Here is a 21,761-nt window from a genome sequence, read left to right as displayed (position 1 = left end):
ATAACTATCGAAAGCAGGATTTGGTTTAAAAGTTATGAGCAATGTGCGGTTAAAATTAGACGAGATCCTGCTGACTCTCACTCAGCCAGGTGGTCCCTACGAGATTGAGGAGAGGGACTTAGCTGGCATCAGACATAAGCTCTATCGCAACGCTCCTGCGACTTTATTGGATATCTATGAATCTTCAGCCAAGGCTGCTGATTATGATTTTATCCATTATGAACAGGATAGTTGGTCGCGACAGCGACTATTAGATGGTGCAGCAGCAGTCAGTGCTTTTCTTCGTGACAACATTGGCATTGAGAAGGGCGAGCGGGTCGCGATAGCCATGCGCAACTGTCCTGAGTGGATGGTCGCCTTTATAGCTATCACCGACTTAGGCGCCATAGCGGTACCCTTAAACAGCTGGTGCAAGCAGCAAGAGCTGGATTATATGCTGCGCGACTCGGGCGCCAAGTTCGCTTTTTGCGATGAACCAAGATACCAGCATCTACAGGCGATAGCGGCTGATTATCCTCTGCAGCTAGCCGTCGTGGGCGCCTCGGATAGGCCCGTAGATGCCTATCGCTTTGAGGAGCTATGCCAAGCTGCTCATCAACCCTTTAGCCGAGAGCTCAACCTAGTCGGGCCAGAGGATCCGGCGATGATTCTTTATACCTCGGGGACGACGGGCTTTCCAAAGGGCGCTTGTTCTACCCACCGGGCAGTGACTCAGTCACTGTACAACTTGGAAGTCATGGGTGCAGCGATGACGCTCATGAACCAAGAGCTTAATACTGATAAACCCGCTAGTAGCAAACAGCCGCCGGAGATACCCAGGCACACAGTTTTACTCGCTTTACCTTTATTCCACGTCAGTGGTTTACACACTGGTTTTCTTAATTCTCTGCGCTCACAAATTCGTATTGTGATCATGCCTAAGTGGGATGCAGGGAAGGCTTTAAAGCTCATTGAAAAGTATCAAGTGACACTGCTTGGCGGTGCACCGGTCATGCTGGAAGAGCTATTGCGCCACCCTGAGTTTGCCCAGCACAACACGGATTCATTGATGAGTGTTGGTGTGGCGGGCTCGGCTACACCGGAGCGTTTGGTGGACACCATTGCTGATCAATTAGCCTTTGCAGCCCCTGCCGCTGGTTGGGGCATGACAGAGACTAACGCGACCGGCTGCTCCTTTGTGGGGGCTGCCTTACAGCAAAAGAAAACGGCGGCCGGCTTCGTCCATCCGATTGTTGAACTGAGCGTGCGGGATGAAAACGGTCAGGAATTGCCCCCGGGTGTCAGCGGTGAACTACATCTTAAAACGCCCACGCTGATGAGTGGTTATTGGGGAAGAAATGAAGCCGTCCCCGAGTTTTTCCCCAGTGGCGACTTAGGACATATTGATGAGGGCGGCTGTGTACATGTTACAGGTCGCTCTAAAGACGTCATCATCCGCGGTGGTGAAAACATCTTTCCTGTTGAAATTGAGCATGCCCTAGAGAAGGTACAGGGCGTGGCGGAGGCCGCGGTGATTGGCGTTGCCGACCAGGCCTTTGGCGAAGTGCCTGTTGCCGTAGTGCGTTTAAATGATCGAGCAGATATTAGCGCTGAGCTTTTACAGCAGCTCCTGAGCGATAGTTTCGCTCATTATAAAGTGCCCCAGAGCATTCATTTTACCAACAGCCCTTTACCGAGGAATGCGACCGGTAAGATACTCAAGCATGTCCTGTCCCAGAATTATGGCGCTAATAATGCCGCCATGGCTCAAGCCACTTCTGCAACTGTCGAGGTATAGAGGCTTGCTAGCTGTCAACTGCCCGAGCGGCTAAGTCTGCCTAAGTGGCCTTCGTTAAATACAATTATTATAAAATTTTGGAGTGAAGTATGACTGATGACATTCTCATAGTAGATACGCCGGCAGAAGGTGTTTCTCGCTTAACCATGAACCGACCCAAGAGTCGAAACTCGCTTATTCATCCACTGCGAGGGGCCATCCTCGAACAGCTGCAAAAAAACGATATGGATCCTGAGATCAGGGTGTCTATTATTCGCGGTGCCGGTACCTGTTTCTCTGCCGGTTATGATTTGGCCAATGGTAATGAAGGCCATGAGCTGCCATTTTTTACCGCTCAAGGTGACAGCCAGTGGCCACGTCATGTCACCGATGGCTGGATGAGCATCTGGGATATGGCCAAACCAGTAATTGCTCAGGTGCACGGCTACTGCCTGGCCGGTGGCTCTGAATTAGCCACCGGTTGTGATCTGGTCTATTGCGCCGAGGATGCCCAAATAGGTTATCCAGCAGTGCGTTTTGGCGTGCCCGATATGCATTTCCATGCACATATCGTGGGCATGCGCGCGGCAATGGAAATGATGCTGACCGGTGACTCAATCACTGGCCTGCAAGCGGTTGAGCTAGGCTGGGCTAACGCTGCGGTACCTGAAGATCAGTTAGACGACTATGTGATTGGAATCGCCAAGAGAATCACTCACACCAATCCTGACATCTTGCAGATCAATAAGCGCCTGGTGCATCGGGCAATGGAAGCACAGGGCTTCCGAACAGCCATCCGCATGGGCACCGAGCTCTGTGCTCTGGGTATTAATCAGGAAAGTTTCCAGCAATGGATGGCTGAAGCAAAACAGAACCTAACAGCTAAACTACAAGAGCGCGATGCGCCTCACGGTGACTACCGCACCAGCAATGCGAAGAAGTAGGGCGCTTATAGCTCACTTGCGAAGCTCTATTTCACCAGTGGCCCAAGGGCCTTGGCATATTTGAAGCAATAGGAATTTGATTATGGCCTCTATCGATTTCAAACCATTTGATGCAGATCACCACTACTATGAGGCGGAGGATGCCTTTACCCGTCACGTGGACAAAAAGATGCAGCGCCGCTGTATTCAGTGGGCTGAGATTAACGGACGGAAGCGGCTGTTAGTGGGCGGTAAAATCAATAACTTTATCCCCAACCCGACTTTTGACCCAGTCGCTAAGCCGGGTATTCTCGACGAGTTTTTTCGCGGCAATAACCCAGAGAACAAGAGCATCGTCGAGCTCTTTGGTGAACTTGAACCGATTAACCCCGCCTATCGCGACCGCGATGTCCGTGTCGATCAAATTAAACAGCAGGGACTGCGCGGTGTAATGATGTTTCCCACCCTCGGCGTGGGCATGCAAGAAGCTCTGCGCGGTGACCCTGAAGCGGCTTGTGCAGCTTTCAGCGGTTTTAACCTCTGGCTAGAAGAGGATTGGGGCTTTAGCTATCAAGATGTGCTTTACGCAGCACCCTACATTAGCCTGATGGACCCCGAGTGGGCCGTAAAAGAAGTCGAGGCTGTCATTGCTCGGGGTGCGCGTCTGATTTCCATGGTGCCTGGGCCTATTCCCTACGGTGAAGATGGTGGGCGCTCACCCGGACATCCAGACTATGATCGCTTCTGGTCGGTAGTGGCTGAAGCTGGCATCACCGTGGCCTACCATTCAGGTGACTCCGGTTATCGTCGACATCTGGAAATGTGGGGTGGTAATGCCAAGTTCAAAGCCTTCGATACCGATCCTCTGATTGGCTGTCTCTCTGCATCCGCTATCCACGACACCATCGCCTCGCTGGTCTGTCATGGCGTATTTGAACGACACCCCAAACTCCGCGTGGCCTCCATCGAGTCGGGCAGTGACTGGGTGCCGACATTGATCGCCAAACTGAAAAAAGCTTATGGTCAGATGTCCACAGACTTCCAGCGCGACCCAGTTGAGCAGCTTCGGGAGCACGTTTGGATAGCGCCTTACTATGAGGATGATTTGCTGCAGCTGAAGTCTACCATTGGCGCCGAGCGCATCCTCTTTGGCTCTGATTATCCCCATGCGGAAGGTCTACCTAATCCGCTGGATTTTGTGCATGAATTAAAAGGCTTTAGCGATGAAGAGCGCAAGCTAGTGATGCACGATAACGCCATGAGCTTACTGTCCTAAGCGCAGGGCAGGCCTTTAACCGGAGGTATATCGAGCTGATCGATAGCTAGTGTTGTGCATGATGAAAATAATAATGACCGCAGTGATATGCGGGTTTAAGTTATCGATAGGAGTTAACAATGAGTAAATGTCCTTTAGCCAACCTCGCCGATCCAGAGTTGTATCAGGATGGCGTGCCTTACGAGCTGTTGTCGCGCTTTCGGGAGCGCGGCTCCCTCGTCAAAATGGATGATCCGCTAACGGGAGTCCCTTACTGGGTGGCGGTTAAGCGCGACGCCTTAGATTTTGTCTCCAAAAACCCACAGATATTTTCCTCCTCAGTTAAGACACCCTTTCCCCAGGAACCTAAGGAAGAGGAGCGAGAAATCGCTGAAATGACCACTCAGCTTATGGCCGAGAACTCCATTATCAATATGGATCCGCCGCGCCATATCAAATACCGCAAAGTGGTCAGTGATGCTTTTACCCCGCGAGCCGTCGCAGAGATGGAGCCCATCCTGCGTCAGCATGCTAAAGAGATTGTCGATCGAGTGGCCTCGAGAGGGGAGTGTGAGTTCGTCAACGAGGTAGCAGCAGAGCTACCCCTGATCACAATCCTTGAGATGTTAGGTGTGCCAACAGACAACCGTCAGCGCTTTCTCGATCTGACCAACGCCATGACATTTGCCGACGACCCCGATGCCGCCACGACGCCAGAAGAAGGGCAGATGGCGGTCATGGAGGTGCTGACCTATGCGGCAGAAATTGCCGAGCAGCAAAAAAAGAATCCCACCAGTACGGTAGCTGCTGCCTTACTAGAGGGAGAGGTAGATGGTCAAAAAGTCACCAGCGAAATGTTTGCCTGGATGTTCCTGTTGTTATTGGTTGGCGGCAATGAGACAACCAGAACCGTTATCAGCCACGGTTTACGCTTACTGATGAGCCACCCCGATCAGCTGCAGCACCTCGTTGATCATCCCGAAGATATTCCCGATGCCATCGAGGAGATTCTGCGTTTCCACACAGCCTTTATTTTCATGCGGCGCACAGCTATGCAAGATGTCGAATTTAATGGCCATCAGATCAAGGAAGGCGACAAGGTGCTCCTCAGCTATCACTCGGTTAACCATGACGAAGATGTCTTTGGCGATGACTCCATGGTCTTTGATATTCACCGAGCCAAGCGTATGAAAGGCCTGTCCAGGCAACACCGCTCATTCGGTATTGGCGAGCACTTCTGCTTAGGTGCGTCTTTGGCAAGGCTGGAACTGAGGGTGATGTTTGAGGAAATCATTCCGCGCCTGAGAAATCCGAGGTTGGTAGGCGATATCAGCTACATGCGCAATATCTTCGCCCATACCATGAAGACCATGCCGATAGAGTTTGATCCAGAGCCAGCGGCATGAGCTATTGCTGCGCTTAACAGGCTTTTGCCTAGCGCCGCTTGGCTTATAGCGGCGCTAGGTCCCGGTGAATGTCGCTAGCTCATTCAGCTACTAAGCCGAGAGCTAAGTCCTAAGGGGCAGTGGAGCCGGCCCCGTTTAGCGCTCGATCTTGGAAACTTTGGTACCCTCAACACTGACACCTGCCATCAGACCCTGCTGGCTAAAGATGAAAGCATAGGCATCATCTTTCAGTGAGGATGTCGACAAATTCTTTGCTACTCCTTCGTCAACCACAACTAGAGTTGGGCCCACACCAAGCTCCCAGCCATTGGATTCTTTCAGATAGTTAAGGGCCTTGTCGGTCATCAGAAAGACGACATAACCATAGGACTGCGCACCAATCTGTAGACCCCAAGATGCCGTAACGGAGTTGTAATAATCGAGAACTTTCGAGCCCTCGAGCAACACGCCTTCGCCATAGCTACCACCAAATACCAAACCCGCCTTCACGATATTGGGGAATACCAGTACGGCCTTGGCGTTTTGTGACAGGGTTTCTGCCACGGATTGGGTTTCATAAAGCGTCTCCAATGCTTGCATAGAATCCTTATTGAGATCCTCTGCGGTAGCTGAATTTGCCAGGTTTGCTACGCTCATTCCGGCGACTGCAAGCACTGTCATCATGATGTTGATTATAGTTCTTTGGATTTTGAACATTTCTTATTCCTTCCTACTCAGTGAGCTTTGCAATTACAGCAACAAATGTTGGAGTATTGCCTACGCTTTGATAAGCACACATCTGTGCTGCCGACACTAAGACTAGGCTGCAGGGCAGGAGAAGTCCGTGCGCTAGCAGACATATCGCGGATATAAGCGGAAGGACTAAACAGAGAAAAACTTTGCCTAGTTGCCTTGGTAGTGGATAAAGCCGCCGCGCTGTAGGTCTCTGGCCGCCTCAGTGACACCCTAACGGCGAATAATCAGTTCTTGAGTCATTATTAGCTCCTTGCCAACTCAAGCGAATTCGGCAGTCGCAGCATGCTCCAAGGCCTGCAGATCTGTGTCCTAGCGCACAGACTGTGCAGGAAATAACTGCCATATTGTGTCTGAGCCACGGGATTTAGACTGTCCTCGGGCCGCCGAGAATTGCTTATAGTGCATTGAGCTTAATGAAAGTCAGCGTCTTTTTGCCGACGCCACTCGGCTAAGCCTATAGCAAAGCCGCCGCAACTAGCCGCTGTAAAATATCAGGAGCAGGACATGAGTATTAACAAGGACCAAGTAAAGGGTAAAGCTAAAGAAGTAAAAGGTGAGGTAAAAGAAGCTACTGGCGAACTTGTGGGTAATGAAAAACTCGAAGGAAAAGGTAAGCTTGAAAAAATCATTGGTAAAGCACAAGGAAAATACGGCGATCTCAAAAAGGACATCAAGGATAAGATGGATAAATCCTGAGCCCTAATTCTTTGAGATGACATGCAATATGGAGAATATAGGTTATTTTCTCGCATCATCACTTAACTGATGCTCTGATCTGTCAGTACATCAATAGCTAAGACTTTAAGAAACCGGCCTAGGCAATATTGTCTAGGCCGGTTTTTTTTTGACTAGCCAAAAATACAATTGAAGATCAAAGCGAACTGAAGTAGATACTCGCACTCCTGTGCACAAGCGGGGCGCACTATGATCGGCCTAGAACGCGAGTAGGGCATTTATATTGCGACTAGACGAAGAGGCCGCTTCGAGGTGATGAATGCAGTGTGCAGGGTTCTGCACGAGAGAACTGTGCAATAGTTGAATCCAAAATCTCTTTAACGACTGATGGAATACAGCGACTCCGTCGGTGTCGAGGTGCACGAGTTTGCTGGCCAGCGCTGCAACAGCATCGTCAGCAAGGTTCTGGATAAACTGGGCTCAGTTGAGCAGCAATAAACAAAAGTACTGCTGCTACGGCGGAAAAGGGCAGGTCACTGTCAAGCTTTAACAGCATTTATCTCTGTAAAGTCAAAGTATTCACTGTCGATAATCACACTGTACAAAATATGAGCAGTGAAACTTGAAGCCACTAAGCATGCGGCTTGCAGCTCCTTGTACATACCTTGACCACGAGTAATCCACAGGCTGTTCATATTTATTGTGGACATCTAATCCCTTGGCTACAAATCGGCTGTAGATAATAGGCTGAGTAGCCGGATTTCAAGCAAATTATTAAAGCTATAAGGGCAGGGAAGTCAGGGATCCCTGCGGTCTGAGCCTAAGGGCGATTATTGAGAATAGATTGGAGCTCACTGATATGGCTGCTGTCGCATTGTTATAGAGACTGACTCGCTACTGCAAAAGCTATCTTACTTGTGCCGTAGCCGTAGCCGTAGCCGCAGCCAATGATGGTTCCTTTGATTATCGAGCTGATAGTTCTTTTTATGCAGTGAATAGAAAACACAATAATTAATTTTGCAAATTCTGTCGGCAATTCCTTTCTAGTAAATGCTTTGCTGCAAATGATAATTTCTCTGGCAAATAACAAGCCGAAAGTTTTTCTGCCTTAGCAGTGTTGTCTTTACAGCAAGCTGTTTTGTAAGCACTAGGGGCTCACGATCGAACGAGTGTTAGTGCTTTGACTGTTGAAGCTGTCTTTTATCTAGCCTAGGCACTTAGGCGAGCCAGATATCTGATTAGTATCCAGGTAGGGCTTGGGCATAACTAAGCCTGTGTGTAACTATGTGCTCAAACATCTAATTTAACATAATATATATTATACGCACATGTGGATAGACTGGGGATAGCCACAATAGCCTTTGTCTGTAGTGGTAAATCTCATTTTCAATGAGAATTAAGCCCTATTCTCACTTACCTTGAGACATATGAGAATGAGTTAAGCGCTGAAATGACTGGAATTATTCATATGCGCTGGCTGTCTGGCTGGCTGGCATCTAATTGCTGTACTAAGGGCTTACGATCTTCCCACCGCCCATTCCAAATACACTGATGGGAATCTTGGCGTATCAAAGTATCCCCCTTGCATTGATCAAGGCGGCAGCATTTTGGGTGAATATGCATGCGCTTCTAGGCGCAGGATTTTAATATCAGCGGCTCTAATCTCTAACCATGAGAGCTATCGCATACTTATGAGTCGGTGTTGTGCGGCTAGATCCAACAATAGATCGCAGAAATTCTATACTTGGGCTCAATGCTGCTGTGTCAGGAAAGTAAAGCCATGATTTCTCATGTTGAGGATGCATAGGCCCATATTGCAGCTAATCATTGATTCCTAGCAGCAAGTCATATCCCATTGGCGGGAAAATCAGAATAAACTTAGTGAGTTCTTTATCACTGGACACCTGTACCCGTCCTCCGTGGACATCGACAATCGATTTGGTAATCGCCAGCCCCAGTCCGGCCCCCTCACTTTGTCGAGCTCGCGCTGGATCAGCGCGGTAAAAGCGATCAAATAACTTTCCCTGCAGCTCTGCCGGAATTTCCGAGCCGGTATTTTGTACCGACAACGCAACCTCACCACTATCTTTTGTAGCCAGCTGTACCGTTATCTGTTCACCAGATTTCGTATAGCGTAATGCATTTGACAGCAAGTTAGACACTGCCCTGCGAAGCATGGCCCTGTCACCCAATATCTTCGGTGCGCGGCCTTGCAATCGCAGCTGGATGTTTTCCTCCTCAGCCAAAGCTTCAAAAAACTCCAGTATGGCCTGCACTTCCGTGGCTAAGTCCAAGGCCTCAAACTTAGGCTTGATCAACCCGCGGTCAGTCTTGGCCAGCCAGAGCATATCGTTGACCATTTTTGCCAAGCGCTCCTGCTCCTCCAGATTCGAATACAGGAGTTCCCTGTACTCCTCTTTGCTACGGACTTTACTCAACCCAACTTGAGTCTGGGTAATAATATTGGTCAGGGGTGTGCGCAGCTCATGGGCAATATCAGCAGAAAAATTCGTTAGGCGGATAAAGCTCTCTTCCAGGCGACCCAGCATAAAATTGAACGATTTCACTAAATACTGTAACTCCAGCGGCACATTCGCCGGGTCGAGACGCACAGATAATCTATCGGCATGAATGGTGCGTAAATTTTCACTTAGCTCGCGCACCGGTGCATGCCCCTGCCGCACTCCGAGCCAGGCCGCGCACAGTGTCACCAAGCCGGCGAGGCACATGATTAACCAGAGGCTATGACGGAAGCCCCTCAAGAAATGCAAATGGAAATCCATGTCAATTGCCGTCGTCACTCGAAAATCCTGGCCGGCAACCGTGATATGGCTGACAGCTCCACGCAAGGTCGTATCATTCATTCGCCAGCTCAGCAGCTTGGCTGGATCGATAGTGGATGCATCTGCGCTAACCACCGCCTGGGTGGATACCCCGCCGTCAAATGAGGTATAGAGTATTTTTCCAGCTTGATTCTGTACCTCAAAATACACCCCGTGATGTCCTGAAATAGCTTTGGACAGGGCCTCAGCAAGATCCGTCGAATCTTCTAAGTTAGCAAGCAACACTCGCTGAATTGCCTTTGTCATCACCTGCAGCTCTTCGGCGTCTTGCTCGGCAAAGTGATGGTGAACCGCGTTTAGTATCAAGTGGCTGATAAACAACAGGCTGAGGCCGATAGCCAAAGCGACAAACACAGTCACCCGAGTAGTGAGTGAGAGTGGGCGTCGGCCTGTCGATGTTTTAGAGGCTGATGTGACTGATTCAATCATGCCAGTGCACCCTTCTGACTGGTCTAATCTTCAACATCCAGGGTATACCCCATACCACGCACGGTATGTATTAACTTGGGCGCAAAGTCATCGTCGATTTTTGCTCGCAGACGACGGATCGCGACATCAATTACGTTGGTGTCGGAGTCGAAGTTCATATCCCATACCTGTGAGGCAATCAGGGAGCGCGGCAGCACCTCTCCCCTATGGCGAGCCAGTAACTCCAGTAAACTAAATTCCTTGTGGCTGAGATTAATTTTCTTGCCTGCACGCTGCGCCCTTCGTCTGGGTAAATCAAGAACCAGATCAGCAATACGCAGTTGATCGAGGATGGGTTGTACAGCACTTCTGCGCAACAGGGTGCGCATCCGGGCCAGGAGTTCAGAGAAGGCAAAGGGCTTGATCAGATAGTCATCGGCCCCCAGCTCCAACCCCTTTACCCGATCATCCACGTCATCTCGCGCAGACAGAAACATAACTGGGGTCTGTCGCTCTGCTTCTCGAAGCGACTGTACAATGCGCCAGCCATTAACATCCGGGAGCATCACATCCAGAATAATCAGGTCGAACGTTTCTGTCATGGCTAGGTGGTGGCCATCGAGGCCATTGCGCACTAGCTCAACCATAAAGCCGGCCTCAGTCAGGCCCTGAGCGATGTAGTCACCTGTCTTGACTTCATCTTCCACGACCAGTATTCGCATTAGTTTTTGCTCCTGTTGATATGTCTACGCCCCAGTGGTTGGCAAGCCTAGCAAGCCAGACCCAACAATAAGATGACAGACAAATTACACCTTTGTAATCAACCCGTCATCCTGGCGACAGGCAGAATGCTTTATGGTCAATATCGACCCGACACAGATAGGAAACGTCTTACCATGAACAAACTGCCTTTAACTGCACTCTCCCGGCGCCGTTTCGTGCAGGGCTTGGCGGCGGGCGGTGTACTTACCGCCCTCCCCGGTCTTGGGTTTGCCCGGTCACCGCAGGGCTCCAGTCGACTTGGATCGCCTCAGGTTCTAAGCGGTCGTGAAATTGACCTAGTAGTCGCTGAAACGCCAGTCAATTTTACCGGTGTAACACGGATGGCGACTACAATTAACGGCTCTATTCCAGCGCCAACACTGCGTTTACGAGAAGGCGACGAAGTGACTATTCGGGTAACCAACCGGTTAAGCGTTGACACCTCGATTCATTGGCACGGTATCATTTTGCCCTACCAGATGGACGGTGTGCCCGGACTGAGCTTTAAAGGCATAGCGCCCGGCGAAACCTTTACCTATCAATTCAAATTGCAGCAGAGCGGCACATACTGGTATCACAGCCATTCTGGTTTTCAGGAAATGTCCGGCATGTATGGTGCGCTGATCATTGAGCCGCGCAATGGCGAACGCATTAAGGCTGATCGTGAGCACATTGTGCAGCTATCTGACTGGACTGATGACGACCCAATGCGCGCCTTTAGCAAACTGAAGATACAAAGCGATATCTACAACTTTAATCAGCCGACATTCTTTGATTTCACACACGATGTTTCAAAAATGGGCTTCCAAGCGGCGCTGGAAAAACGCCAGATGTGGAACGAGATGCGCATGAGCCCCACCGACTTGAACGACCTGTCGGCAGCCACGTTAACCTTCCTTATGAATGGCACTACGCCAGCTGGCAACTGGAACGGTATATTCAAGCGAGGTGAACGCATCCGCCTACGGTTTATCAACGCCGCCAGTAACAGCTATTACGACGTGCGTATCCCGGGTTTAAAGCTATCCGTAGTGCAGGCTGACGGTCAGGATGTAAAGCCCATTTCCGTTGATGAGTTTCGTTTTGGCCCCGGCGAAACCTATGATGTTGTAGTCGAACCAGAGGCGGACGCCTATACCATTTTTGCGCAAAGCATGGATCGCAGTGGTTATGCTCGCGGTACCTTGTCGGTACAGCCGGGCGCAACAGCTGCGGTGCCAGCTGTCGACCCCGTGGAGTGGTTGACTATGGGCGATATGATGGGCGACATGAGTCATGGGTCAATGGACCGTGGTGCTATGGGTGATGGCGGCATGGATCATTCAGGCATGGACCACAGCCAGCACGGCGCTATGCCGATGGATCACAGCAAGCATGATAAGCAGCACGATGTGCGCAACCCACTGGCCATACCGTCAAAAACTGTCAACCACGCCAGCACTGAATACGGGCCATCTGTGGATATGCGCGTGGATATGCCCCGTACCAACCTCGACGACCCAGGCATCGGGCTACGCAATAATGGTCGCAGAGTATTGACCTTCACAGATTTGAAATCTGTAGATGGTGTGCTGGATGACCACCGCCCACCCACAAGAGAAATTGAGCTCCACCTGACGGGTAATATGGAGCGTTACAGCTGGTCCTTTGACGGTCTGGAGTTTGGCAAAAGTACTCCGGTGTCCTTGCGCCACGGGGAGCGCGTCAGAATCATCCTGCAAAACGACACAATGATGACCCACCCCATGCATCTGCATGGCATGTGGAGCGACCTGGAAACTGATCAGGGAGAGCTGCTGGTCCGCCGTCACACGATTACAGTGCAGCCGGCACAGCGCATCAGCTTTCTAACCACACCACATGATTTGGGTCGCTGGGCCTGGCATTGCCACCTTCTGTTCCATATGGATGCGGGTATGTTCCGCGAGGTGGTGGTCTCATGAGAAACCGTTTTATGAACAGAAACAGCTTTAAAAGAGCCCTCGGCATAATGGTGGTCGCCACGCCATTGCATACCCCGGACTTATGGGCGCAAATGGATCATGGCGCGGGCAATCATCAAGCTATGCAAATGCAGGGTGGCAGTGCGCCCGATGATGCCCGTGACCCCCACGCCTATTCCGATGGTTACAGTCTCACCGAAAGTCCCTATACACAGCCCGGGCTCAGGCAATTGAAACTGGCCGACGAATACGCCTTCTGGGCAATCATCGCGGATCGCTTTGAATACCATGAAGGCACTGACAGTGGTGTGTTTGATTTACAGGGTTGGTATGGCACCACCTACAATCGTGTCGTGGTCAAAACTGAAGGCGAGATTAGCGATGAGCGCCTGGAAGAGAGTCAAACCGACTTACTCTGGAGCCGCGCACTCGATGCCTACTTCGATACACAGCTGGGCATACGCCTGGATCAATACGAGGAAGGTCGCAACCGCCAGTGGCTCGCGATCGGCGTTCAAGGCCTGGCCCCGTATTGGTTTGAGCTGGATGTCACCGCATACCTGGGTGAAAGCGGGCGTACCGCTCTGGCTATCGAAGCGGAATACGAATTGTTACTGACCCAAAAATTGATCTTACAGCCGCGTGCGGAACTGAATCTATACGGCAAGGATGACCCCGATAACGGCCTTGGCAGTGGCCTGTCGGATCTGACTATCGGCCTGCGGCTGCGCTATGAATTCAACCGCCAGTTCGCCCCCTATGTGGGTGTCCACTGGTCAGACACCTATGGCGATACGGCTGACTATCGCCGCACTGGCGGTCTGGATATCAGTGACACGCAATTTGTCGTGGGCCTGAGGTTCTGGTTTTAGCAATCGATTATCCAACACAGATCTGTTCAATCCATTCAAAAAGGAATACTCAAATGAAAATCAAAACACTCACTTTTGCAATTGCACTCTCAACGCTGGCTTTCACTGTATCAGCCCAGGCCCATGACCCCAAAGAACACATGAAAAATGCAGAAAAACCTGACTGCAGCGCCATGAAGAATATGGATCACAGTAAAATGGATCACAACAAAATGGACATGGACGACCCGGTGATGCAGGCCATGATGAAACAGTGCATGAAAAACATGCATCATGATGAAAACAGTGCAGACGAGTCCCACGACGATCATCAAAAAGACCGTAATGATCACGATCCAAAACACCAACATTAATCACCCGCCGGGGGAGAAATGAAAGTCTATATAAAAAGCCTGGTGTTTACAGGTATGTTGATACTGGTGGGTGGAGGGTTATTTCTTTACTCCGGCGTATACCCCATAGGTGCAGATACACGACACAATTCACTGACTTACTGGTTACTGGAAACCTTGCGTGAACACTCCGTTGCACGCGCAGCCAGCGACCTCAGTATCCCCAGTGACCTCAATAATTCAAATCGCCTGCTGTCAGGCGGGGCCGATTACAACGACATGTGCGTGAGTTGTCACTTGAAGCCTGGCATGTCTGAGAGCGATTTCACATTGGGCCTCTACCCTACCCCGCCAAACTTGAGCGAAACAGCTGCCGAACACGGCCATGATCACGCCAGTAGAGCTGACCACGACGGTGCATTGAAGCGCCAATTCTGGATTATCAAACACGGCATTAAAGCCTCTGGCATGCCAGCCTGGGGGCCGGGACACGACGATGAGCGCATCTGGAGTATGGTGGCCTTTTTGCAACGCTTGCCGGAGCTCTCAGCGGCGCAATACCAAATATTGTCGGCCCGCGACAACAGTATTGACGAATAGGGCCACTGACTATTGGTCTAGGATAGCTGCTCAGATTTGGGCTAACTTTGCCAGCCGCCTCTCATTTCTTAGAGACGGCTGGGTTTTTCTATATAATATGAGAAACCTGCCCTAAGTGGTGATTATCCACCCCTTTCCGAGCAAGCCTCATAGCAGAGCAAACTTTGTCATTTGATTAACCAAGCTTGGTCATTCGTAAGCGCAGTGCGTTAATAATAACGCTGACGGAAGACAGTGACATGGCCGCCGCGGCAAATATTGGTGATAAAAGAATGCCGAAAAACGGGTAAAGCACACCGGCTGCTACAGGTATCCCGGCCGCGTTATAGACAAAAGCAAAAAATAGGTTTTGTCGAATATTATGCATAGTTGCTATCGACAGCTGCCGTGCTTCGACAATGCCCATTAGATCGCCGCGTAGCAGTGTAATGCCGGCACTCTCAATGGCAACATCCGTTCCTGTGCCCATCGCAATTCCCACATCCGCTGTTGCTAGGGCTGGCGCATCATTCACACCATCTCCCGCCATTGCCACAATATGTCCCTCATCTTTTAGGCGCTGGACGAACTTGCCTTTGTCCTCAGGAAGTACTTCTGCTTCTACTTCATCAATATCCAGTTTACGCGCAACGGCCTTTGCGGAGGTTCGGTTATCACCGGTCAGCATCACCACACGCATGCCTTCTGCATGGAAAGCCGTAATTGCACGCTTGGTAGTTTCTTTAATCGGATCAGCAATGGCGATTAAACCACAGACCTGTCCTTGAACGGCGGCAAAAATAACGGTTGCGCCATCGCTACGTAGCTGTTCGGCTTGCTCCTCAAAACTCGTGGTATCTACGCTTTCACTTTCCATCAGCAATCGGTTGCCCAGAAGAATTTTCTTGCCATCGATTGTGCCGATAACACCTTTACCATTTGGAGAGTCAAAGCCCTCTGCGTCAGGCAAAGTCAGGTTCATGCTGGCTGCTTTTTCTAAAATGGCATGAGCTAAGGGGTGTTCACTGCCTTTTTCCAAGCCACCGGCATATCGCATAAGCTCCGTGTCGTTGAGCCCGTTGAATGGAACCAGCTTGGTTACCTGTGGTTTACCTTCAGTTAAAGTGCCGGTTTTATCGACCACTACTGTGTCTACTTTTTCCATCCGTTCAAGTGCTTCGGCATTGCGTATTAATATGCCGCTTTGGGCACCTCGTCCGACACCAACCATAATAGACATTGGCGTCGCTAGGCCAAGCGCACAGGGGCAAGCAATAATCAGTACGCTTACCGCAACGATAAGACCGAATGTCATCGGCGGTGTCGGTCCGTAAATCGACCAGACCACAAACGCAATTGCAGCAATAACGATAACTGCAGGTACAAACCAACTGGAGACTTTATCCACCAAGCCTTGAATCGGTGCGCGACTGCGCTGAGCAGTCGCGACCATTTGTACGATTTGCGATAGCATGGTGTCGCGGCCAACTTTATCCGCACGCATAATAAAGCTACCCTGTTGGTTGATACTGCCGCCAATCACCTGATCACCTGCCTGCTTGGTCACCGCGAGTGGCTCACCCGTTACCATGGACTCATCAACGTTGGAACGGCCTTCAAGCACCTCGCCATCGAGGGGCACCTTATCGCCAGGTCTAACTCTTAAGCGGTCGCCCACTACAACCTGCTCAAGAGCTACATCGGACTCGTTACCATCTTCACCCAGTTTTCTGGCCGTGGCCGGGGCTAAATCCAACAAGGCTCTGATTGCGCCAGAGGTTTTCTCTCGTGCACGAAGCTCCAGTATCTGCCCAAGTAGTACCAGCACCACGATGACGGCTGCAGCTTCAAAATATACGGCTACCGAACCATCTGCCTGCCTAAAGGCGTTAGGAAAAGCCTGTGGAAGCAATGTTGCCACCAGACTATAGACTAGGGCGACACCGGTACCTAAGGCGATCAACGTGAACATATTTAGGTTGCGAGTAAGCACTGAATTCCAGGCGCGTAGAAAGAATGGCCAGCCGCACCAAGCCACTACAGGCGTTGCCAGTACCAATTGAATCCAGTTAGAGTTCTGTGGTGATAATAGGTGATCTATATTAATAATATGGCTACCCATTTCCAGTAGGAATACGGGAAGCGCAAGGACTAAACCAACCCAAAACCGACGTGTCATATCCCTTAGTTCTTCCGACGGCCCATCGTTCAGGCTTATTTCCTCAGGCTCTAGCCCCATACCGCAGATTGGGCAATCGCCGGGGCCTTCTTGACGGACCTCCGGGTGCATAGGACAGGTATAAATGCTCCCAGCAACCACTGGCTCGACCTCTTGTGGCTTGTCACCTAAATAATTATTAGGGTTTTCTGCAAATTTCGACTCACAGTGGCTTGAACAGAAATACCAAGATTTACCTCCATGCTCCTTGCGGTATTTTGTTGTATGTGGATCTACAGTCATACCACACACGGGGTCTTTTGCTGTGTGTTTACTCATCGTTTTCATCCCATTTCATAACATTACGCAATATAGTTTAGTGCATCATGGTAGAAGCACCTGCGCTATCTATTGTTCTTACTGTAACAATCTGTGACGGCATCGCGAATGAGAGCACATAGTCAAGCCTCTCTAGTTGTAGAATATAGCGGCCATGTGAGACAGAGCGAAACGTTGTACCCAACCACTCTAACAGTCCAGTAGTCAGGCTCGCTGCGAAAGGACTTGTTGGATGCTGTGAGGATATCGGGGGCTAAGGCCGCAGTTGCGGCCCTGCCCCCTGATAAGGATCTGCGAATGAGCTTAAGCTCAATTGCTTAAACGGCGAGTGCCGTATTGGGAGGCTTAGTTTAAGCGACGGACTCTCGCACTGCGTTTGCATTCGCTGCAATCGCCTCTTCTACTGAAATCCCTTCGAGGGTGGTGTGGGTTTTGTGCGCCGTTAGACGCTCGGGCACATCGGCCACATCCATATAAAACTGATCGTACCATTTGCGTAGCATGTTCACGGGACCGTCGCCATCGCAAAGAATGGGGTTTTCGATCAAGATTTTATTATCCCAAATCTCAACATCCTGCTCAAAGGATGTGATCGTCTGCTGGGTATATTGATCAACGATCTCTCGGTTTTGCTCCTCTGTGAGTGCTGGGTTTTTCAGCATACGCACGCCAAAGTTAATGATGAACTGCTCTGTGTTGACAGGGACGTGGCTGACTAAGAGGTCCACTTTCATTGGCGCCCCGTCCATCATGCCGTTCAGCTTAGTGATCATATAAGCAGGGCCTTCATAGTGCGCGATGGTGGTCATTAGCACTTCGCCTTCGGTCAATAGCGGGTTGCCTCCAACCATGTACTGGGTAAAGGTGTGCCCTTCTTGCTCGTTGCTAAATGATTTAACGTCAGTGTAATGCACCGGGCCAAAGTGAGCGCAGTCAGCCATGTTATCAACTAGTTCGCGGCAGTGGGTATTGATAGTGAACTGAGACATAACCCAGTCCGTCCACTGCTGATCTGTACCGGTGCCCTCTAAATCTTTTGGCTCGTACTCAGGGATGGGTGGATTACCTTCGTGGTCGTTCCAAACCATCACCAGACCGTTTTTTTCAAGTGTTGGCCATGAGCCAATGACCGCTTTGTCGGGGATTTTTTTGGCGTAGGGAATATGGTCACAAACACCATCAGCACCCCAGCTCCATGAGTGGAAGGGACAGACCAATGAGCTGCCATTGACTGTGCCTTTGCTCAAATCTGCACCCATGTGTGGGCAGTAGGAGTCTAGGACATGCACTGCCCCATCATCACCGCGATAAGCGACCAAGCGTTTTCCGAAGTGCTCTAGTCTTTGTGGCTTATCAGTGAATTGATCAGGTGTGCCAATAACGTGCCAGCCACGCGCGTAACGCTCTGGCCAGACTTTTTGTTCAATTTTGTATGGTGTACGAACTGCTGCATTCATTGTCTTTATCATCCATCTCGTCGTTAGCTAATAAAGCGGCTTGTTAGCATGCTTTCCTTCAGGAGGCAGCCAGATCTTTAAGGGACAGCCCCACAGTGCAATTCAATAATACTTGCATAATGCAAACAAATGCAAGTGTCTGTAAAAAATTTAATGTGCTTTTGATTAGGCATAAAAAAGCCCCGCCAAGCCTACAATTGATCAGGCTTGGCGGGGCTCGTTGTAAAACGCAGCTACTGCGGAGTGTTTATTCGTTGAGCTCGGCGGCGGCGAAATCACGCACGCGCTGGATGACGGATAAAGTGATTGCCAGCTCTTCTGGGCTGATCCCTGGGATGGACGCGTCGAGGCTACTGAGGCCAATGTCGTGACGAAATTCTTGTTCGATCGCTTTGCCCTTTTCTGTCAGCACAACGTATACATTGCGCCGGTCCTGCTGGGAATTCTCGCGTTTAATAAAACCCTTACGCTCAAGACTGTCGACCTGCCGAGTAACGGTGGAAGCCCCTTTTAATGCCCACTGGCCCAATTCACTCAGTGTTTGACGGTCTTTATCCCATAGTTGGTTGAGCAGAGTCGCCTCTTCTGGAGTTAAGCCTGTGCTCGATTGCTTCATGCGTTTGGCGGTCATCTGTCGCAATAACAAGCCACAGCGCGTCAGTTGAAAGCTAATGGATTGAGTGAGATCCATGGGGGTTCCTGCTGTCCTAAAGAGGCGGCAGTTTAGCTTAGAGCGCGGGGAAATCTCAATTGTGTTGCTCTCATGAAGCCCTGTTTGTTGCTCCCTAGAGCATTAAGGGCTGCTGTTTGTGCTCTAGCAAGAGCCTGTATTTTAGCTGGCGGTTCAAATTAGTATAATTGGCTACTGATGCCCTCACTGGTTTGTTTTTTGACAAATATCTAGAATTCGGCCTCCAAAATTTGGGCATGCTTAGACCTGCAGGCCCTATCCACGTCTGGTTCATAGCAAACCATCTCATTAAGTTTGGCATGCGCTATAAAACAGGTATCAGTGACTTTTTAAGGAGGTATCATGAAGAAGTCTTTAGGCGCTAATTTGCGTCGTGCAGCATTGCCTTTGGCAATACTATCGGCCATTAGCAACAGTGCACAGGCTCAAATAGAAGAGGTGGTTGTTACAGCGCAGAAGCGCTCTGAGAATTTGCAGGAAACGCCTATTGCGATCTCAGCGCTGACCAGTAACGACATGGAAAAGCGCGGTATCCTCGACTATGACGATATCGTCAAATCGATGCCGACCCTGTCGCAGACTCCCTACCCCTCCTCCGATCTGTTAATTCTGTATATGCGCGGTCAAGGTGTCTCTGACCCGATGCAGGTAACCAGCGACGGTTCGGTGGGCCTGTATATAGACGGCCTGTATATCTCACGGCCACAGGGTGCACTATTTGACTTGGCCGGCCTAGAGCGTGTCGAGGTCCTGCGCGGCCCTCAGGGCACACTCTACGGACGTAACACCACCGGTGGTGCCGTAAACCTAATCACTGCCAAGCCCACTGGCGAGTTTGGTTTTAAGCAGAGCCTGTCTTTTGGCAGCCGTGATTACTTCCGCAGCCTGACCACTGTAGACCTACCTGCGATCAAAGATGTGGCAGCCAAGCTGACAGTGTTAAAACGCAATCAAGATGGCTATGTTAAAAATGCTGGCGGTGCGGACTTTGGTCTGAACGATCAGTTGGGTGGACGTTTAGCCTTGCGCTGGGATGCCTCTGAGGATCTCACGGTGGATTACTCCTTAGAAACAGGCACCTTGGAGTCCTCGCCTATTTACTATCAAAGCACCATCGATACCGGCTTGTACCCCGGCTATATCACAGGCGAAAAGCCCACCGGTAAGACCTATCGTCCGATGGAATTAAAGCCCAGTGACTCGGAGTTTGAAGGTCACGGACTGACCTTAACTTGGGAAGCCTCTGATGCTCTTACGGTCAAGTCTTTGACTGGTTACCGTGAACTGCGCTTCGATAACTACCAAAACTATGCGGAATCTTTCACCATTCCGACCTACGTCTTTGACCAAATAGATAACCGTCAATTCTCACAAGAATTACAGTTTATTGGGGATATTGGTAATAACTTCGAGTACATCTTGGGCCTTTATTACTTCAAAGAAAGCAGTGATCACTTCCAGAACTACTTCACTGATCTGACTCCTGTGGGTGCCGGTGTTACCGATAAGGATCGGGACGTGACTTCGGTTGCTAAGTCTCAAGCCATCTACTCACAGGTGACTTGGACGCCGCCGGTATTGGACAACCGCTTAGAATTAACCCTTGGTGCGCGCTACACCGAAGACGAGCGCGAAGGGACGCGAGACTATTTAGTTAACGGCACTGCCATTGAGCTTAATGCCAGCAACGACCAAAGCTTCGAACAGTTCGACCCATCTTTCACCGCTAACTTTATTTGGAATGATGAGCTGAGCACCTATGCCAAGGTATCCACTGGCTATAAGGCTGGTGGCTCATCCGAGGGCGGCGCACCGGGCGACTTTGTGCTCAGCTTCGACCCCGAGGAAGTCACTACTTATGAGCTTGGTTTAAAGTCTGAGTGGTGGGATCGTCGGCTGCGAGTCAACACTGCCCTGTTCTACAGTGAGTTCACCGACATGCAGTTGGCATTTGGCTCAGACGCTTATGACCTGTCTTTGATTCAGTCTTATAACGCTGGTGAAGCCACGGTAAAAGGTGCTGAGTTGTCAGTAATTTTGATGCCCACTCCAGACCTTATGCTGCAGTTTGATTACGCTTATCTTGATCCCAAGTTTGATGAGGTGATTGCCACCAGTGGCTCGATTTTTGACCCTGCAGTAAACGCCTCTTCTCCCTATCAGGTGGGAGATGACATCAAGCAGCTATTTGTACTGCCTTATGCACCACAAGATAGCGTCAACCTGACAGCCGACTATACTTTCTGGCGCAGCACTTCAGTGGAAGCCAATGCAACCTTGAATTATAGCTTCCAGTCAAAGGTCTATGACTCTGCGCCAGCTGGCCCCGCCGTGCCTAATCGCGACTTCTACTCGCGGCCGAGTTACGGTTTGTTGGATGCGCGTATCGGTTTTGTATTTGACCTGCCACGTGGCGATACCGCAACAGTGGCTCTGTGGGGGCGCAACATCCTCGATAAAGAGTACCGTCAGCATGTCATTGGTACCGGCGGTGCATCAGTTGCCACGCCACTTGGGCCCGCTGGTTTTACCTTCACGGCTGCGAGTTGGGCTGAGCCGGCAACTTACGGTATTGATCTGGTTTACCAATACTAAGCAACCACCCCACTCTGTATGACCCGCAATCA

Annotated in this window: 17 protein-coding genes; 10 read left to right on the top strand and 7 right to left on the bottom strand. The window is 50.4% G+C overall.

The genetic code is table 11. From position 1 onward, the window contains the following. The first annotated feature begins 43 nt into the window (after positions 1 to 43). The 4 genes from H2508_RS03880 (at position 44) to H2508_RS03865 (ending at position 5,340) form a co-directional block, all read left to right on the top strand. Positions 44 to 1,777 carry a class I adenylate-forming enzyme family protein gene (locus tag H2508_RS03880; RefSeq protein WP_182169055.1) on the top strand — a complete coding sequence of 578 codons (1,734 nt, stop codon included), beginning with the start codon at positions 44 to 46 and terminating at the stop codon, positions 1,775 to 1,777. Between the two features lie 89 nt (positions 1,778 to 1,866). Beyond that, positions 1,867 to 2,700 (top strand): enoyl-CoA hydratase-related protein, encoded by an 834-nt coding sequence (locus tag H2508_RS03875; RefSeq protein ID WP_182169054.1) that lies wholly within the window; start codon positions 1,867 to 1,869, stop codon positions 2,698 to 2,700. A gap of 82 nt (positions 2,701 to 2,782) precedes the next feature. Further along, on the top strand, positions 2,783 to 3,955 hold the full coding sequence (locus H2508_RS03870) for an amidohydrolase family protein (protein WP_182169053.1): 1,173 nt from the start codon (positions 2,783 to 2,785) through the stop codon (positions 3,953 to 3,955). Between the two features lie 119 nt (positions 3,956 to 4,074). Continuing rightward, positions 4,075 to 5,340, top strand: a complete 1,266-nt coding sequence (locus H2508_RS03865; RefSeq protein WP_182169052.1) for a cytochrome P450 — start codon at positions 4,075 to 4,077, stop codon at positions 5,338 to 5,340. A gap of 135 nt (positions 5,341 to 5,475) precedes the next feature. Here H2508_RS03865 and H2508_RS03860 read toward each other — a convergent pair whose 3' ends face one another. Then, complete coding sequence (locus H2508_RS03860; RefSeq protein ID WP_220463571.1) at positions 5,476 to 5,976, bottom strand: lipid-binding SYLF domain-containing protein; 501 nt, start codon at positions 5,974 to 5,976, stop codon at positions 5,476 to 5,478. 603 nt (positions 5,977 to 6,579) lie between these two features. Here H2508_RS03860 and H2508_RS03855 point away from each other — a divergent pair. Then, positions 6,580 to 6,771, top strand: a complete 192-nt coding sequence (locus H2508_RS03855) for a CsbD family protein (RefSeq protein ID WP_220463570.1) — start codon at positions 6,580 to 6,582, stop codon at positions 6,769 to 6,771. Positions 6,772 to 7,289: 518 nt separating this feature from the next. Here the strand turns inward: H2508_RS03855 and H2508_RS03850 are convergent. The 3 genes from H2508_RS03850 to H2508_RS03840 form a co-directional block, all read right to left on the bottom strand. Further along, on the bottom strand, positions 7,290 to 7,460 hold the full coding sequence (locus H2508_RS03850; protein ID WP_182169050.1) for a hypothetical protein: 171 nt from the start codon (positions 7,458 to 7,460) through the stop codon (positions 7,290 to 7,292). A 1,110-nt stretch (positions 7,461 to 8,570) separates the two neighbouring features. Further along, a complete protein-coding gene (locus tag H2508_RS03845) occupies positions 8,571 to 10,022 on the bottom strand; it encodes a heavy metal sensor histidine kinase (RefSeq protein WP_182169049.1) in 1,452 nt (483 codons plus the stop codon). A 23-nt stretch (positions 10,023 to 10,045) separates the two neighbouring features. Continuing rightward, positions 10,046 to 10,723, bottom strand: a complete 678-nt coding sequence (locus H2508_RS03840; protein WP_182169048.1) for a heavy metal response regulator transcription factor — start codon at positions 10,721 to 10,723, stop codon at positions 10,046 to 10,048. 174 nt (positions 10,724 to 10,897) lie between these two features. Here H2508_RS03840 and H2508_RS03835 point away from each other — a divergent pair, with 174 nt between their 5' ends. From H2508_RS03835 to H2508_RS03820, 4 genes are read left to right on the top strand one after another with little or no spacing between them, the layout of a single operon-like run. Further along, a complete protein-coding gene (locus tag H2508_RS03835; protein ID WP_182169047.1) occupies positions 10,898 to 12,706 on the top strand; it encodes a copper resistance system multicopper oxidase in 1,809 nt (602 codons plus the stop codon). Then, a complete protein-coding gene (locus tag H2508_RS03830) occupies positions 12,703 to 13,578 on the top strand; it encodes a copper resistance protein B (protein ID WP_235964798.1) in 876 nt (291 codons plus the stop codon). Before H2508_RS03835 ends, H2508_RS03830 begins: the two co-directional genes overlap by 4 nt. A gap of 53 nt (positions 13,579 to 13,631) precedes the next feature. Continuing rightward, a complete protein-coding gene (locus H2508_RS03825) occupies positions 13,632 to 13,931 on the top strand; it encodes a hypothetical protein (RefSeq protein WP_182169046.1) in 300 nt (99 codons plus the stop codon). Positions 13,932 to 13,949: 18 nt separating this feature from the next. Beyond that, on the top strand, positions 13,950 to 14,510 hold the full coding sequence (locus H2508_RS03820; RefSeq protein ID WP_182169045.1) for a c-type cytochrome: 561 nt from the start codon (positions 13,950 to 13,952) through the stop codon (positions 14,508 to 14,510). Between the two features lie 175 nt (positions 14,511 to 14,685). Here H2508_RS03820 and H2508_RS03815 read toward each other — a convergent pair whose 3' ends face one another. The 3 genes from H2508_RS03815 to H2508_RS03805 form a co-directional block, all read right to left on the bottom strand. Beyond that, on the bottom strand, positions 14,686 to 16,986 hold the full coding sequence (locus tag H2508_RS03815) for a heavy metal translocating P-type ATPase (RefSeq protein WP_182169044.1): 2,301 nt from the start codon (positions 16,984 to 16,986) through the stop codon (positions 14,686 to 14,688). 350 nt (positions 16,987 to 17,336) lie between these two features. Further along, a complete protein-coding gene (locus tag H2508_RS03810; protein ID WP_182169043.1) occupies positions 17,337 to 18,443 on the bottom strand; it encodes a Rieske 2Fe-2S domain-containing protein in 1,107 nt (368 codons plus the stop codon). A 247-nt stretch (positions 18,444 to 18,690) separates the two neighbouring features. Then, a complete protein-coding gene (locus tag H2508_RS03805) occupies positions 18,691 to 19,134 on the bottom strand; it encodes a MarR family winged helix-turn-helix transcriptional regulator (protein ID WP_182169042.1) in 444 nt (147 codons plus the stop codon). A 342-nt stretch (positions 19,135 to 19,476) separates the two neighbouring features. Between H2508_RS03805 and H2508_RS03800 the strand changes: the two genes are divergently transcribed. After that, positions 19,477 to 21,729: a TonB-dependent receptor gene (locus tag H2508_RS03800; protein WP_182169041.1), complete on the top strand. Its 2,253-nt coding sequence runs from the start codon at positions 19,477 to 19,479 to the stop codon at positions 21,727 to 21,729. The last annotated feature ends 32 nt before the right edge of the window (positions 21,730 to 21,761 follow it).

It is taken from the genome of Sediminihaliea albiluteola (genome assembly GCF_014077625.1).
Taxonomy (GTDB): Bacteria; Pseudomonadota; Gammaproteobacteria; order Pseudomonadales; family Halieaceae; genus Sediminihaliea; species Sediminihaliea albiluteola.
Note: the sequence above shows the minus strand (reverse complement) of the source record. Positions and strands in the feature narration are given on the sequence as shown.

What these genes read in the sequence shown, in the direction of transcription:
- H2508_RS03850 (WP_182169050.1), bottom strand. Translation starts at nt 7,460, where the DNA reads ATGTCCACAATAAATATGAACAGCCTGTGGATTACTCGTGGTCAAGGT.
- H2508_RS03830 (WP_235964798.1), top strand. Translation starts at nt 12,703, where the DNA reads ATGAGAAACCGTTTTATGAACAGAAACAGCTTTAAAAGAGCCCTCGGC.
- H2508_RS03855 (WP_220463570.1), top strand. Translation starts at nt 6,580, where the DNA reads ATGAGTATTAACAAGGACCAAGTAAAGGGTAAAGCTAAAGAAGTAAAA.
- H2508_RS03865 (WP_182169052.1), top strand. Translation starts at nt 4,075, where the DNA reads ATGAGTAAATGTCCTTTAGCCAACCTCGCCGATCCAGAGTTGTATCAG.
- H2508_RS03825 (WP_182169046.1), top strand. Translation starts at nt 13,632, where the DNA reads ATGAAAATCAAAACACTCACTTTTGCAATTGCACTCTCAACGCTGGCT.
- H2508_RS03870 (WP_182169053.1), top strand. Translation starts at nt 2,783, where the DNA reads ATGGCCTCTATCGATTTCAAACCATTTGATGCAGATCACCACTACTAT.
- H2508_RS03875 (WP_182169054.1), top strand. Translation starts at nt 1,867, where the DNA reads ATGACTGATGACATTCTCATAGTAGATACGCCGGCAGAAGGTGTTTCT.
- H2508_RS03820 (WP_182169045.1), top strand. Translation starts at nt 13,950, where the DNA reads ATGAAAGTCTATATAAAAAGCCTGGTGTTTACAGGTATGTTGATACTG.
- H2508_RS03845 (WP_182169049.1), bottom strand. Translation starts at nt 10,022, where the DNA reads ATGATTGAATCAGTCACATCAGCCTCTAAAACATCGACAGGCCGACGC.
- H2508_RS03860 (WP_220463571.1), bottom strand. Translation starts at nt 5,976, where the DNA reads ATGAGCGTAGCAAACCTGGCAAATTCAGCTACCGCAGAGGATCTCAAT.
- H2508_RS03835 (WP_182169047.1), top strand. Translation starts at nt 10,898, where the DNA reads ATGAACAAACTGCCTTTAACTGCACTCTCCCGGCGCCGTTTCGTGCAG.
- H2508_RS03810 (WP_182169043.1), bottom strand. Translation starts at nt 18,443, where the DNA reads ATGAATGCAGCAGTTCGTACACCATACAAAATTGAACAAAAAGTCTGG.
- H2508_RS03840 (WP_182169048.1), bottom strand. Translation starts at nt 10,723, where the DNA reads ATGCGAATACTGGTCGTGGAAGATGAAGTCAAGACAGGTGACTACATC.
- H2508_RS03815 (WP_182169044.1), bottom strand. Translation starts at nt 16,986, where the DNA reads ATGAGTAAACACACAGCAAAAGACCCCGTGTGTGGTATGACTGTAGAT.
- H2508_RS03800 (WP_182169041.1), top strand. Translation starts at nt 19,477, where the DNA reads ATGAAGAAGTCTTTAGGCGCTAATTTGCGTCGTGCAGCATTGCCTTTG.
- H2508_RS03805 (WP_182169042.1), bottom strand. Translation starts at nt 19,134, where the DNA reads ATGGATCTCACTCAATCCATTAGCTTTCAACTGACGCGCTGTGGCTTG.